The 13,617-nt window shown below is 48.3% G+C and carries 16 protein-coding genes; 15 read left to right on the forward strand and 1 reads right to left on the reverse strand.

The annotated features are described in order from the left end of the window. Nucleotides 1–215: 215 nt before the first annotated feature. The 8 genes from ACSF8W_RS06300 to ACSF8W_RS06335 all read left to right on the forward strand — a co-directional run bounded on the left by ACSF8W_RS06300 (nucleotide 216) and on the right by ACSF8W_RS06335 (nucleotide 6,262). Entirely contained in the window at nucleotides 216–806 is a 591-nt protein-coding gene (locus ACSF8W_RS06300; RefSeq protein ID WP_500846024.1) for a TerD family protein, read from the forward strand. Nucleotides 807–812: 6 nt separating this feature from the next. After that, nucleotides 813–2,042, forward strand: coding sequence for a TerD family protein (locus tag ACSF8W_RS06305; RefSeq protein ID WP_500846025.1), 1,230 nt, complete (start codon nucleotides 813–815; stop codon nucleotides 2,040–2,042). A gap of 10 nt (nucleotides 2,043–2,052) precedes the next feature. Next, the gene (locus ACSF8W_RS06310) at nucleotides 2,053–2,508 is read left to right on the forward strand and encodes a tellurite resistance TerB family protein (protein WP_428477176.1); all 456 of its coding nucleotides are present in this window, start codon (nucleotides 2,053–2,055) and stop codon (nucleotides 2,506–2,508) included. A 16-nt stretch (nucleotides 2,509–2,524) separates the two neighbouring features. Next, complete coding sequence (locus ACSF8W_RS06315; RefSeq protein WP_500846026.1) at nucleotides 2,525–3,571, forward strand: TerC/Alx family metal homeostasis membrane protein; 1,047 nt, start codon at nucleotides 2,525–2,527, stop codon at nucleotides 3,569–3,571. Between the two features lie 32 nt (nucleotides 3,572–3,603). Next, nucleotides 3,604–4,182, forward strand: coding sequence for a TerD family protein (locus ACSF8W_RS06320; RefSeq protein ID WP_500846028.1), 579 nt, complete (start codon nucleotides 3,604–3,606; stop codon nucleotides 4,180–4,182). A 98-nt stretch (nucleotides 4,183–4,280) separates the two neighbouring features. Beyond that, nucleotides 4,281–4,856, forward strand: a complete 576-nt coding sequence (locus tag ACSF8W_RS06325; RefSeq protein WP_500846029.1) for a TerD family protein — start codon at nucleotides 4,281–4,283, stop codon at nucleotides 4,854–4,856. Nucleotides 4,857–5,068: 212 nt separating this feature from the next. After that, nucleotides 5,069–5,707 (forward strand): pyroglutamyl-peptidase I, encoded by a 639-nt coding sequence (gene pcp / locus ACSF8W_RS06330; protein WP_500846031.1) that lies wholly within the window; start codon nucleotides 5,069–5,071, stop codon nucleotides 5,705–5,707. Nucleotides 5,708–5,770: 63 nt separating this feature from the next. After that, entirely contained in the window at nucleotides 5,771–6,262 is a 492-nt protein-coding gene (locus ACSF8W_RS06335) for a GreA/GreB family elongation factor (RefSeq protein WP_500846033.1), read from the forward strand. A 101-nt stretch (nucleotides 6,263–6,363) separates the two neighbouring features. On the opposite strand, the gene ACSF8W_RS06340 is transcribed toward ACSF8W_RS06335, so the two are convergent. Then, entirely contained in the window at nucleotides 6,364–7,215 is an 852-nt protein-coding gene (locus ACSF8W_RS06340; protein ID WP_500846034.1) for a LysR family transcriptional regulator, read from the reverse strand. Nucleotides 7,216–7,696: 481 nt separating this feature from the next. On the opposite strand from ACSF8W_RS06340, the gene ACSF8W_RS06345 reads away from it, so the two are divergent. The 7 genes from ACSF8W_RS06345 to ACSF8W_RS06375 are packed head-to-tail and all read left to right on the forward strand — an operon-like array spanning nucleotide 7,697 to nucleotide 13,616. Beyond that, complete coding sequence (locus ACSF8W_RS06345) at nucleotides 7,697–7,921, forward strand: Flp family type IVb pilin (RefSeq protein ID WP_500846675.1); 225 nt, start codon at nucleotides 7,697–7,699, stop codon at nucleotides 7,919–7,921. 33 nt (nucleotides 7,922–7,954) lie between these two features. Next, the gene (locus tag ACSF8W_RS06350; protein WP_500846036.1) at nucleotides 7,955–8,386 is read left to right on the forward strand and encodes an A24 family peptidase; all 432 of its coding nucleotides are present in this window, start codon (nucleotides 7,955–7,957) and stop codon (nucleotides 8,384–8,386) included. A 10-nt stretch (nucleotides 8,387–8,396) separates the two neighbouring features. Further along, nucleotides 8,397–9,251 (forward strand): Flp pilus assembly protein CpaB, encoded by an 855-nt coding sequence (gene cpaB, locus ACSF8W_RS06355; RefSeq protein ID WP_500846037.1) that lies wholly within the window; start codon nucleotides 8,397–8,399, stop codon nucleotides 9,249–9,251. Further along, nucleotides 9,251–10,609, forward strand: a complete 1,359-nt coding sequence (locus tag ACSF8W_RS06360; protein WP_500846039.1) for a type II and III secretion system protein family protein — start codon at nucleotides 9,251–9,253, stop codon at nucleotides 10,607–10,609. The genes cpaB and ACSF8W_RS06360 overlap by 1 nt, the downstream gene beginning before the upstream one ends. Further along, complete coding sequence (locus tag ACSF8W_RS06365) at nucleotides 10,606–11,106, forward strand: hypothetical protein (RefSeq protein WP_500846041.1); 501 nt, start codon at nucleotides 10,606–10,608, stop codon at nucleotides 11,104–11,106. Before ACSF8W_RS06360 ends, ACSF8W_RS06365 begins: the two co-directional genes overlap by 4 nt. 3 nt (nucleotides 11,107–11,109) lie before the next feature. Next, on the forward strand, nucleotides 11,110–12,354 hold the full coding sequence (locus ACSF8W_RS06370; RefSeq protein WP_500846043.1) for a CpaE/TadZ family protein: 1,245 nt from the start codon (nucleotides 11,110–11,112) through the stop codon (nucleotides 12,352–12,354). Then, nucleotides 12,351–13,616, forward strand: a complete 1,266-nt coding sequence (locus ACSF8W_RS06375) for a TadA family conjugal transfer-associated ATPase (protein ID WP_500846044.1) — start codon at nucleotides 12,351–12,353, stop codon at nucleotides 13,614–13,616. The genes ACSF8W_RS06370 and ACSF8W_RS06375 overlap by 4 nt, the downstream gene beginning before the upstream one ends. The last annotated feature ends 1 nt before the right edge of the window (nucleotide 13,617 follow it).

Below are 13,617 nucleotides of genomic sequence, written 5' to 3' on the forward strand. Positions count from 1 at the left end.
TTTGCGTGAATAATCACAAATTCAGACTTCATTAAAATGGATAAGATACACGTTGACTAATCTGCTTTATTATTTATATTGCTCAGCAACCACACCATAATAGATGGTTATGCGTGGCTAAGTGATTGTTTATAATTATCAGCAAGCTAAAGGTTAGTGATAGTTTTCTCGATATATGGAATATACGTTATTACAACAGTAATAGGGAGTTTCACTTGGTTTCATTAAGTAAAAATCAATCTGTCTCGCTAGCAAAAACAGCGGGCTCGACGCTTTCGACTATTGCCATTGGCCTTGGTTGGGATCCTATCAAAAAGAAATCTGGTTTTTTCGGCGGTCTATTCGGCGGTTCTGACTCGATTGACCTCGATGCGTCTTGCGTATTATTTGACGCGCAAGGTAACCCGATTGATCTTGTGTGGTTCCAACAATTGGCTTCACGTTGTGGCGCTGTTCGTCACCGAGGTGACAACCTGACGGGTGAAGGCGACGGTGATGATGAAGTGATTGATGTCAACCTGAATGCCTTACCGGGTAACGTGGCATTTATTGCTGTAACCGTAAATAGCTTCCGTGGTCAAACGTTCAATGAAGTCGAGAATGCGTTCTGCCGTGTGATCAATACCACGACGGGTGAGCAAGAAGTGTGTCACTTCAAATTGAATGAGCAAGGGTCGCATTCCGGTATTTTGATTGCTTCATTGGCACGTCAGGCGGGTGACTGGGAATTTAAGGCGCATGGTCTGCCTTGTCAGGGACGTACCGTGCAGGACATGATCCCTGTGATTAAAAACGCCTTGGTGTAAGCCATTATGATGCTGACTGCTGGAGGAAATTCACCGGTACCTACGGGTGAATTAACCGTCAGGGTGATCGCGGGAAAGCCGGCGGATGTGTCTGCATTCCGCCTGCAATCCAATGGCAAAGTCGCCCATGACGCCGATATGATCTTTTATGGTCAGCGAGCCTGCCGTGATAATGCGGTGTCGCTGCTCAGCGAAGGTACTCAGACCACGTATTCACTGAATCTTGCGCGCTTATCAACCGGTGTTGAGAAAGTCGCGTTTTCATGTACGTGTAATCCGGGCCAAACGGTTTCATCGCTAGGACAATTATCGATTCAGATCGAACAGGCGGGGCAGGTGCATATTCAGGCGGATGTGGATCTTCAGGCACGATCTGAAGCGGCATTGATCCTCGGCGAGTTTTATCGCCGCAATGGTCAATGGAAGTTTCGTTTTGTTTCACAAGGCTTTATTGGTGGCTTAAAACCGTTGGCAGAATTTTATGGTGTGGTGGTCGATGAAGATCAAACTCCAACACCGACACAAACACCACCGCCTGCTTCTACCGCGAGGCCATCAACGCCGTATCAGCCGCATCAAACCTCACCGGCTCCTTCTACGACATCGACAAATGCACCGTCATCGACAATTAATCTGAGCAAGATTTCGCTGACCAAAAATAACCCGTCCGTCAACTTAACCAAGCGCAGTGATTACGGCCTGATCAAAGTGAATTTGAATTGGAACCGTGGCACGCACAAGGGCAGTGGTTTTCTGAGTGGTATTTTTGGCTCATCAGGGGTCGATCTGGATTTAGGGGCATTTGTACGATTCAAAGATGGCAATGCCGACATTGTGCAAGCCTTGGGAAATCGGTTTGGTCATCTTGATCATCAACCGTACGTGCGTTTGCTTGAAGACGACAGAACCGGTGCGTCACACAGTGGTGAGTGGTTACACATTAATGGCGACAGCTGGCGCAATATTGCCGAAGTCTTGGTCTTTGCTTTCATTTACCAAGGGGTGCCAGATTGGACGAAAACCGATGGTGTGGTCACGATTACCGTGCCCAATGAACCCCCGGTTGAAACACGCTTAACCGAAGGCGGGCGCTCAAATTGTATGTGCGCCGTGGCACGACTGATCAATGACAATGGGGTATTGACCGTACAACGGATCGATCGCTATTTCGCGGGTCATGAAGAGCTGGATAGGGCTTTTGGTTGGGGATTCCGGTGGCGAGCCGGCAGCAAATAAGGAAACAATTATGTCATTTTTTAAGAAAGTGAAAGATGCCGTCAATGCAGGGCATTCAGAACTCACAAACCAAGTCGGTCGTTTTAAAAACCGTAAATTCATGGAAGGCACGGTCGCTGTCTGTGCCTGCATCAGTATGGCATCTGACGGTGCCAGCGCGGAAGAAAAGCAAAAAATGATGAGCTTTATCCAGCAATCAGAAGAGCTTGCCGTGTTTGATGTGAAAGAAGTGATTGGCTTTTTCAATACATTGGCAACGGGTTTTGAGTTTGATGTGGATATCGGTAAAGGCGAAGCCATGAAATATGTGATGCGCCTGAAAGATCAGCCAGATGCAGCGCAACTTGCATTGCGTGTCGGGATTGCTGTCGCGAAAAGTGATGGTGATTTCGATGACAGTGAAAAAGCCATCGCACGTGAAATCTGCGTGGCATTAGGATTTTCAACTTCTGAATATCAGTTGTAATTAGGTATTGTCAAACATGGATACAACGCATATCGGCTTTCCCATTGAGACCGTATTGGTCTTTGTCTTCTTATCTGTCGGCGCGATCTTAATTGATTTGTACATGCACCGTGACGATAAGGTGATCCCGCTTAAAAGCGCCATCATGTGGTCCATTTTCTGGATTGCGGTTGCGTTTGCTTTTGCTGGGTTCTTGTATCTCCACCATGGACTTGAAGTGGCGAGTCTCTTTGTGACCGGTTATGCCCTGGAGAAAGTGCTCTCCGTCGATAACTTGTTTGTGATCATGGCGATATTTTCCTGGTTCTCGGTGCCGGATAAGTTCCGTCACCGCATCCTGTACTGGGGCATTATCGGCGCTATCGTGTTCCGCGGTATTTTTGTCGCGATTGGCACCAGTTTGTTGGCGTTGGGCCCCTGGGTCGAAGTGGTGTTTGCCCTGATGGTGGCATGGACGGCCGTGATGATGCTGCGCAGCGGTGAGCAAGAAGACGAGGTTGAAGACTACTCGCAGCATTTGGCTTATCGCGCCGTGAAGCGTTTGTTCCCTGTTTGGCCAAAGATCAAAGGCAATAACTTTTTGATCAAGCAGAAAGACGTCGATGAAGAGCTGGCAAAACCAGAAAACGCCGACATCACCGTCGGACGGACGTCTCAAGCGAAATATTACGCAACACCGTTATTACTGTGTTTGGCGGTCGTGGAATTGTCTGACGTGATGTTTGCGTTTGACTCGGTGCCAGCGGTGATCGCTGTCAGCCGTGAACCACTGATCGTGTATAGCGCCATGATGTTCGCTATTTTGGGTCTGCGTACGTTGTACTTTGTGCTTGAAGCCATGAAGCAGTACTTAGTGCACCTGGAAAAAGCCGTCATCGTGTTGTTGTTCTTCATTGCAGGTAAGTTGGGCTTGAATGCCACCTCGCACATTTTTGGTCATGATTTCACTATTTCGGCCACCACCAGTTTGGTTGTTGTGATTGTGGTGCTGATTGCTGGTGTATTAGCCAGCTATGTGTTCCCAGAGAAAAAAGACGAAGAACAAAATTCTAATCCGGCTTAAGCCATGATGAATATTGAAAAAGGAAGATGCTAATGGGCGTTTCATTATCTAAAGGCGGTAACGTATCACTGAGTAAAACCGATCCATCATTGGTTCGTGTACGAGTGGGTCTTGGTTGGGATACGCGTTCAACCGATGGTCAGGACTTTGACCTGGATGGGTCGGCGTTCCTGCTTAACGACAGCGGCCGCGTTCGCAATGACAATGATTTTATTTTCTACAATAACTTACGCTCGTTGGACGGCTCTGTGCAGCACACCGGCGACAACCGTACCGGTGAAGGCGATGGCGACGATGAGTCGTTGATTGTTGAATTGAACAATGTCCCAATGGATGTCTCGAAAGTGGCCTTTATCGTGACCATTCACGATGCAGTTGTCCGCCGTCAAAGCTTTGGTCAGGTGAGTAATGCCTTTATGCGTATTGTGAACGAAGACACCAACGTGGAAGTCGCGCGTTACGATCTGACGGAAGATGCCTCTACGGAAACCGCCATGATTTTTGGTGAATTATACCGCCACAATGGTGAGTGGAAGTTCCGTGCGGTGGGTCAAGGCTATGCCGGTGGCCTTGGTGCCATGTGCGCACAATATGGGATCAACGCCTCTTAATGGTGTTTGCGTTGTGATTAATCGGGGAGGGAGACTTCCCCTTATATTCTCTGTATTTATTATTACGTTGATTTTAATGTCATCAAAAAGGAATGAACATGGCTGTTTCATTAGTTAAAGGCGGCAACGTCTCTCTTACCAAAGAAGCTCCAACCATGAAAGTCGCATTGGCGGGTCTGGGTTGGGATGCACGTGCAACCGATGGTCAGGATTTTGACCTGGATTGTTCAGTATTTATGGTTGGCGAAGACAATAAAGTATTGTCTGACACTAGCTTCATTTTCTTTAACAACACACACAGCGCATGTGGCTCTGTGGTTCATAACGGTGACAACAAAACCGGTGAAGGTGATGGCGATGATGAAACAGTCACTGTGAGCTTTGATAAGGTGCCTGCTAACGTGAAGAAGTTGGTGTTTGCCGTCACAATCCACGATGCTGAAAACCTGAATCAGAACTTCGGTCAGGTATCTAACGCCTACATGCGTATCGTGAACAACGATAACAGCAGTGAAATTGCCCGTTTTGATCTGTCTGAAGACATGTCGACAGAAACGGCCATGATCTTCGGCGAGCTATACCGCCACAACGCGGATTGGAAATTCAAAGCCGTGGGTCAGGGTTACGCGGGTGGTCTAGCCGCCTTGGCAAGAGAGCACGGCGTTAACGTGTAATCCTTGCCCTTGTTCGCGTGGGTGGTGATAGCCACCAACGTGACAGCAAGCCTGTTTTCGGTGCCGTTTACCCTGTTGGGGTGAGCGGCATTTTTGTTTTTATTGCCTTTGGTGGGAGGCGATCGCAGTATATTGTCATTCAGGGAAACGTCACGCGGCAGTAAGCGGCGGGGCGAATCATCCAGTCATAACAGTGAAGTTAAAGTAATCGCATGAAAAAAATCTTAATTACAGGCTTTGAGCCTTTTGGTGGCGAGCGCATGAACCCTGCGTTGGAAGCGGTGCGCGCATTGGCGGATGTCCCGTTAGTCGGCGGCGAGATTGTTGTGTGTACGGTGCCCGTTGTGCGCTATGCCGCCATTGATACCGTGATCGCTGCGATTAAACAGCATCAGCCGGATGTGGTGATCACGGTCGGGCAGGCCGCGGGGCGAGCCGCGATCACGCCAGAGCGGGTCGCCATTAACGTGGATGATTATCGCATTGCTGATAACGGCGGGCATCAACCGATCGACGAAGCCATTGTCGATGCGGGTCCGGCGGCGTATTTTTCGACATTGCCGATTAAAGCCATCACGCAGACGTTACAAGATCACGGCATTCCGGCGCAGATCTCCAATACCGCTGGTACGTTTGTCTGTAACCATCTGTTTTATGGTATTCAGCATTATTTGCGTGATACCGCGATCCGTCATGGTTTCGTGCATATCCCGTTATTACCTGCGCAAGCGGTGCAGGGCACACAACCGAGCATGAGTCTGGCAACCCTTGTTCAGGGGTTAACGTTGATGGCACAAGCCTGCATTGATCATGAACAGGACAGTGTCATCGGCGGCGGTCACGAGTGCTAATCGCTAAATGAACAGTCGGCATAAAAAGTAAGGTATACTCTTTTCTATTTACAGAATCTCCCCATGGTCACCATCGATAAAGCACAACTGGTCGAAACAATCCTTGAGCAACTACAGAAAGCCTACCAAGGTGCATTAGAGGCCGCCGACCGCGCCCATAGCACGGCAACAGACGATGAAAATGCGCCTGAAAATCAATATGACACCCTTGCACTTGAAGCGGCGTATTTAGCCCATGGGCAATCACAGCGTGTGGCTGAGTGTATGGCGGATTTGACGGCTTACCGCAAACTGCAAACTGCGTTACCGGCAGGCAGTGAACAAATTGTCCTCGGCTGCATGGTGCATTTGGTGGATGAAGATGACAATGAAAAGTGCGTCTTTTTTGGCCCTACGGCTGGGGGCATCAAACTGACTGTCGCTGACCAAGAGATTGTTGTGGTTACCCCAACATCACCATTGGGCGATGCGTTGTTAGGGCTAGAAGAAGGGGATGAAGTGGAAGTCCCGCTAGGCCACCATACTGCTTATTATGACGTCGCTACGATTTATTGATTCTGACGATTCATTGGTCATTGTTTGAATAAAAAAACGCTGAGTTGAATACTCAGCGTTTTTTTATATCGGTACGTGCTGGCTAATGTGGCGTGTGCGTATTATTTCAGCGCGGCGAAATAGGTCAAAATCCAATCCGCAATCATTGGGTGAGCCAAGTTATGATGCCAGAACAGTGAGGCTTGCAGCTGACGGCCAAAGAAACGCTGATCATGCAGGCAAACCAATGCACCGCTCTGGCTATAAGGGGCATAGAGATGTTCAGGCAATAAAGCGAGGCCTTTATTTTGCTGACATAAGGTCACCAAGGTGTGCACATCATCGACCTTCCAGGTGCTGTAGGCCTTTTCGGTTGTGGGCAAAAAGACATCGCTGTTGTTGTTGAGCATCAGGGTACGCAGCATGTGATCGGGCTGTTCAAACGGGTAGCCGGGGGCATGCACCCAATTACAATTGACTCTGAACAAATCCGCATACTCGATGTTGTAAACCCGTTCGTTACTTAAAAAGCCAAAGGCTACATCGATCGTGCCGTTATAAATGTCATCACACAGTGCATTACTCGGTGCTTGTTTGATGATCAAATCCAGCTGTGGGAAGGCATCGGCAAATTCACTGAGCAATTGCATCACTGATGGATGATAAAGGAACGGATCAATGCCAATGGTGAGTGTCATTGGCGTGATATCGTTCATCTTCTTTGCGACTGCAATCACGTCCTTATAGTGCTTCAGCAACACCTGCGAAGAGTCGAGTAGCTTTTGGCCTTTCTCGCTCAGGTATGGGCGTTTCTTATCGCGGTGGAACAAACTATAACCCACGTCTGTTTCCAGATTTTGTACTGCCGTGCTAATTGTGGACTGGGACTTACTTAATCGCCTTGCTGCACCACTGAACGATCCTTCTTCAGCTACCGAAACAAAGGCAATGATATTCTCAAGTTGTAATTTCATTATGTTTATTATGTATAAGTGTCGAAAAGCAGAGAAACAAATAAAAAATGAGTCAGAATACCGTCATTGAATAGTGAATTGTTCCACTATTGTTACAAGTACTTCTCTGATTTTACGGACATTTAGAACCGACTTCACGGAAGAATATACCACTCATCTACTCACTATCGACTCAATTGCATTATCACTTAATTAAAAAGTGTGATCTGGATCACGGTGGTGGCGAGATTTTGACGCGGATTTTACACAAAGTAAAGCAATATTATTGTAAGTATCTATTTCGTTGCTTACAAATTTTGATCTCTATCACTATGTTTTACGGTTGCTTTTTCCTTTTTGGAATACATAAATGCTGAAGTGGTATGCATTGTTGGTATTTTGTTCTATCGGTTTTATCAATAGTTGCTATCTTTTTCAGGGTGTTTTTTGGAGTAAGATCATGTTTCGAGTAATGACTCCAACCTTAAAAGGAAGAACAAGAATGATTACTAAACTATACGCAAAAGCAGACGCATTTTTTTCTAGCTACAAAAACGACGAGCGCGGTGTAACAGCGATCGAGTACGGTCTAATCGCAGTAGCAATGGCTGGCCTTCTGGCTGTGGTTCTATCTAATGATGGTGGTTTTATTGCGCAATTAACAAAAGCGTTTACCAATATCACTGCAGCATTAACCAAGATCGTTGGTCAAAACCCTGCAAGTTAATTTCAGCTGTTAATCAGCAGTGACGTATTTTATATGGTCCTTCTCGCATTCATCGGAGTCGCGTTAGTCGCTATATGCTTGAGCGATGTCATTAAGCGACGCATTCCCAATACACTGGTGCTCATTGTATTGGTGAACACACTCCTGCTGAACGGACTGTATGGCTCAATCAGCGGTATATATTGTGCAATCTTCGTCTTTGTTCTGACGATTATGTTGGTCAGGTTGCGCATCATCGCCGCTGGTGACAGCAAATTGGCAACGGCACTTGCTGTTGCCCTCCCTCTTTCTCAATTGACGTTTGCCTTATGGCTGACGGCAATGATCGGTGGTGTGGTCGCCCTGTTCTATTGGGTGAAGTACCGCGTCTTACATACAGCCTCACACGAAAACGATCCGGGCCTACCTTATGGGCTTGCGATTTCTGTCGGCTTCTATCTCCCACTTCTCGCACACTACTTGTAAAGGCAAGTGTATGAACTCGAAAATTATCTTTTTGATTGCCTTTTTGGCCGTGACATCCGGCTTGTACGGGCTTTATGACGTGTTCAGTAAAGAACCCGAACACCTTGATGAGCCTGTTGTCGATCTGATCACGGAAAAGCCCGTGCAATATCTTACCTTGTGGCGCGCCAACCAAAACGTGGAAAAGGGCAAGCCGTTAGCGGCCAGTGATCTGACGCGCGAGCAAGTGCCGTTTGATGACGCCTTGAAGTTGGGGGTAAAAGAAGACGTGGTATTGAATTTTGACCCATCGACTTTGCTCAATACTGATATCAAAAAAGGCCAGTGGGTTTACCCGGAATACCAGACCCAGAAAAATCAGCCGGGCTATATCGACTTACTAGTCAGTGACGGCATGACACTGTATCCCCTGCAAGTGACCACCAAAAACCTTATCAATGATTTTATCCGTCCGGGTGATTACATCGATCTGCTGATGATCAGTTCGCCGGATGTGAATATGTCATCACAGTCTGAGTCACTGACTCAGTTTCAGGGCGTTCAAGCCAAAGTGTTCTTAAAACACGTAAAAGTGATGAACATTGGTAAAAGCAGTGCGTTATCCGTCAACTCCGGTATCGACAATATCATCTCGGCCAAGTCGTCGAATGAAACCGATGGTATGACCACGGTGGTGATTGAAGTGCCGCCGAGTCAATTGGCGCGTTTGTCGTTAGCGCAACGTACTGCCCAAATTGAAATTTACCGTAGTCACAATTACCGCCAACCGCTGGAAGCCAATGTGCATGATGTGATCAGCAACTTTAATGATGTGGAAGAGTTGCGTGGTTCTGATGAAAACACCGCGACCGGAGGGTTGTTTTAATGCGTAAGGCTTTATTGGGTTCACATTGCGTACGTGTACTACTTGTGGCGTTGAGTTGTGTCGCCTCTACCTTTGCTTGGGCAGGTGATCGCTACATTACGTTGCATGATGCGGCAGATATCAGTCTGAGTCAGCCGATCAGCAAGGTGTTTATCAGTGCGCCAGAGATAGTGGATTACAAAGTCATCAATGACAAAACCTTGGTGGTGTTTGCCAAACAAGTGGGGCAGGCTCGTCTGCTGGCGTACAACAAAGACGGTGATGTCGTGCTGTCTGAGCGCATCTTTGTCGATATCGACCTTTCTCAGATCCGCCGTCAAATCAAACTGAAATACCCGGATTTAACCATCAAATTGGAATCTGTCGGTGAGCAAGTGGCCGTGAGCGGCACCGTTGCCTCTGAGCAACAGCGTGATGACATCTACCGCATGGTGGCCACGTTCCTGAAGCGTAAATCGACAGAACGTTACGAAAAATCCGAGAAAATGGAGTTTGAAGATTCTGGTATGGAAGCGCCAGAAAGCATGATTTTCGCCCGTAACATGACATGGGAAGGGATCATCGAAAACCTTGTTGTGACCAGTGTGCAGCAAGTAAATGTGAAGATTTCCGTGGCGCAAGTGACCGACTCTTTTGCGAAAACCATCGGTACCGACTGGGGTTCCATTGGCGCCAGCGTCGGGCAGTTCTCGTTTGCCCAATTTAAAGCGGCAGATCTGAGTACGCTTATCACCGCATTGGGCAATGACAGCATGGCACAAATTCTGGCCGAGCCGAACCTGACCGTACTATCCGGTGAATCGGCGAGCTTCTTAGTCGGGGGTGAAGTGCCGGTGATCGTGACCAATGACAACAGCACCAATATCACTTTTAAAGAGTTCGGCATCAAGCTGGAAATGACCGCCAAAGTCATGAGCGATGACAAAGTACGTATGCAGCTGTCACCGGAAGTGAGTGAAGTCGAGAAATACATTCAGGCGGCAGGCATTGAAGTGCCGCAGCTAGCCTCTCGCCGCGCGATGACCACCGTTGAATTGGCTGATGGTGAAAGTTTCGTACTGGGCGGTTTGATGAACAGTCAGGATTTTGAAGAATTACAAAAAATTCCGATGTTAGGTGACATTCCCGTATTAGGCGCGGCATTTAGAAAATCCGTGACCAAACGTAAGAAAACCGAGTTGCTGATTGTGGCGACTGTCAACCTTGTTCGTCCGATGAAAGCGCAAGATGTGCAATTGCCTTATATGAAGAAAACATCGACCTTGTCGCGTTGGTTGAACATCAACGTCGATGGTGAGTCAGACGCGGATAAAGCCTTGAGCATTGATCTGCTATCACGCGGAGGATTCATGCAATGAAACATGTATTGATCACCCTAATGGCACTTTTATCGCTGGGATCGCTAAGCGGCTGTGCCGAGCAAATGTATGAAGCTAAAGGCGCGGAAGCCTTGGTATACCCGGAAACACATACCTATCAGTTTACGGTGAATACCCAACAGCCACAGGCTGGTGTCACAGATATTAACGCCCAGTTGAACAAGATTGTCGCGCAGGCACAACAGCGAGATCACCAGTTTGATGTGACTTACTTGTACAGCACCACGCAAGGCAAACGTATTGCCCAGCAGCAAATTGCACAACTGCACCGTCAGGGTGTGTCTGCCACGCAATACAGTGCGCGTTATGCGTCACAACCCAACACCGATTTAACGGTCGAACTCCGCTATTACCGCGTGTTAACCGAAACGTGTCAGCCAGAAGTCATGGGGCAGCCGATTCAGCGTCGTGATTGCTTTGTCGATACCATGCGCATGAAGCAAGTGGCCAACCCGCAACGACTGATCGAGAAGTAATGTATGTTTGATTTAGCCAAGGCCATCTCAAAAAATGCCGCCCCGGTGATCCCGGTCGTGAATGGCCCGAAAAGCTGTACGCTGATTTACCAGTCGCAGGAATGTCTGTCGCTGGTGGAAGAAATCTTTTTGTTTGAAGGCTGGAACGAACCGACCATTCAAAAAGAAGCCCTGAAATCCACCAAGCTGGATCGTGAAGATTTACACGACATCATCTTGTTGGAGCTGAACCAGTCAAGCAATGTGGTGGAAGATGCCCGCCGTTTGGCCAGCCAGATCCCGCCGCACAAAGGCGTTATCGTTATCGGTAAAGAAGATGCGATTTCCACCCTGCGTGCGCTAAAAGACATGGGTTTCTACTACGTGTTCTGGCCGGTGAACAAGCAAGAACTGGCCGACTTCATTATTCACGTAAATAACAACTTACGTACCTTTTCGGGGGTCAGTAAGCAGCGTAAAGCCAAGCGAGTGGCCGTTGTTGGCACCAAGGGCGGAATTGGTACTACCTTGATCACCGCTGAATTGGCGTCTGTGTTCTCGTCACAAGGGACTGACACCATTTTGGTGGATCACCAAAACGCAGACAGCAACATTGATATTTTGTTGTCACTGAAAAACCTGCAACGCCACAACCTGACCGACATGACCATGCCAATCCATGAATTGGACGATGAAAGTGCGGTAGGCTTTTTAACTAACGTGCGTAGTCATCTGCGTTTGTTGGCGTTGGAAGGGGGAGAGTCGGATCTGCAAGTACTGAATTTCAGTCAGACTTTGTGCCAGTTACTGACCCGTAATACCAACTTCATTTTGGAAGATTTCTCCGCCAGTGTGGCGTTCCGTCCTGATCCTTTAATGCTGATTGATCGCAGCGACGTGGTGATTGTGGTGCTGGAGCCATCAGTGGCCTCAGTGCGTAATGCCCGCAAATTGATTGAACGTCTGCAAAACCTGCAAATTTCTGACAGTAATAAACTGCGTATTGTTCCGCTGCTGAACATTCACCGCCCGCTGAATTCGTTTGCACTGAGCAAACAGGAAGTGGCGCAGTACCTGCAAACGCCGATTGCGATTGAACTGGAATATAACCGTAATATTGCCCGTTTGATCATTGAAGGTAAGCGTGCGCATAAGCATGACAAGCAGATGCAACAAGCATTTGATGAATTGGGCCGCTTGATTAACGGCCAGGCCAATAGCAACAGCAAAACGCCATTAAGCTGGTTTAAAAAGGTGTTTAACCGATGAGCACGAAGTCACTGTATTTAACCTTCCGTCAGCAGATCTTTGATGCGCTGGACGCCGAAGCCGTGCAGCAAATGAGCCGCGAAGAGCTGGAAAAACAAATCCAGAACGCGGTGGATATTTTGGCCCGTAGCGCATCACGACCAATGACCGCCATGATGCGTGCGGGACTGGTAAAAAGTCTGCTGGATGAACTGTTGGGCCTGGGGCCTCTGCAGCCACTGATCGAAGATCAGAGCATCACCGATATCATGGTGAACGGCCCTGATAATATTTTTTTCGAGCGTAACGGCAAGCTGAAGCGTTCAGAAATCACCTTTGTGAATGAAGCGCAATTGTTGGAAGTGGCCAAGCGTATTGCCTCTCGCGTGGGTCGTCGCGTGGATGAATCATCTCCGACAGTCGATGCCCGCTTGGAAGACGGCAGCCGTGTGAATATTGTTATCCCGCCGATTTCTTTGGACGGCACGGCCATTTCTATCCGTAAATTCCGCGAGCAGAAGATTGGCTTAGAAGAGTTGGTCGGCTTTGGTGCCATGTCACCAGAGGTTGCTCGCGTATTGATGATCGCCTCGCGTTGTCGTTTGAATGTGTTGATTTCCGGCGGTACGGGTTCGGGTAAAACCACCTTGCTGAACGCTTTGTCCCAATACATCGATAACGATGAACGTATTATCACCATTGAGGATGCGGCGGAACTGCGTTTGCAGCAGCCACACGTCGTGCGTCTGGAAACCCGTACCGCGAGTATTGAAAACACCGGGGCCGTGAGTCAGCGTGATTTGGTGATCAACGCCCTGCGTATGCGTCCTGACCGTATCATCTTGGGTGAGTGTCGTGGCTCGGAAGCCTTTGAAATGTTGCAGGCCATGAATACCGGCCACGATGGTTCGATGTCGACCCTGCACGCCAACTCCCCCCGTGATGCGATTGCCCGTGTGGAATCCATGGTCATGATGGCGAACCTTAACCAGCCGTTGGATGCGATTCGCCGTACTATCATCAGTGCGGTGCAGCTTGTGGTGCAGGTTAACCGCCTGCGTGATGGTTCACGTAAGATCACCAGCATTTGTGAAATTGTCGGTTTGGAAGGTGACAACGTGGTGATGGAAGAGATTTTCCGTTTCCAGCCGGATGAAACCGCCTTTGATGAAAAAGTGTATGGCAACTTTGTCACGCAGGGCATCATGCAGCGTTCTGAACTGGTGAAGAAAGCCCAGTTCTATGGCCTGCATAAGGAACTCATGGCCGCGTTCAGGAGCTAAT

The organism is Photobacterium sp. 270122K (assembly GCF_059941365.1).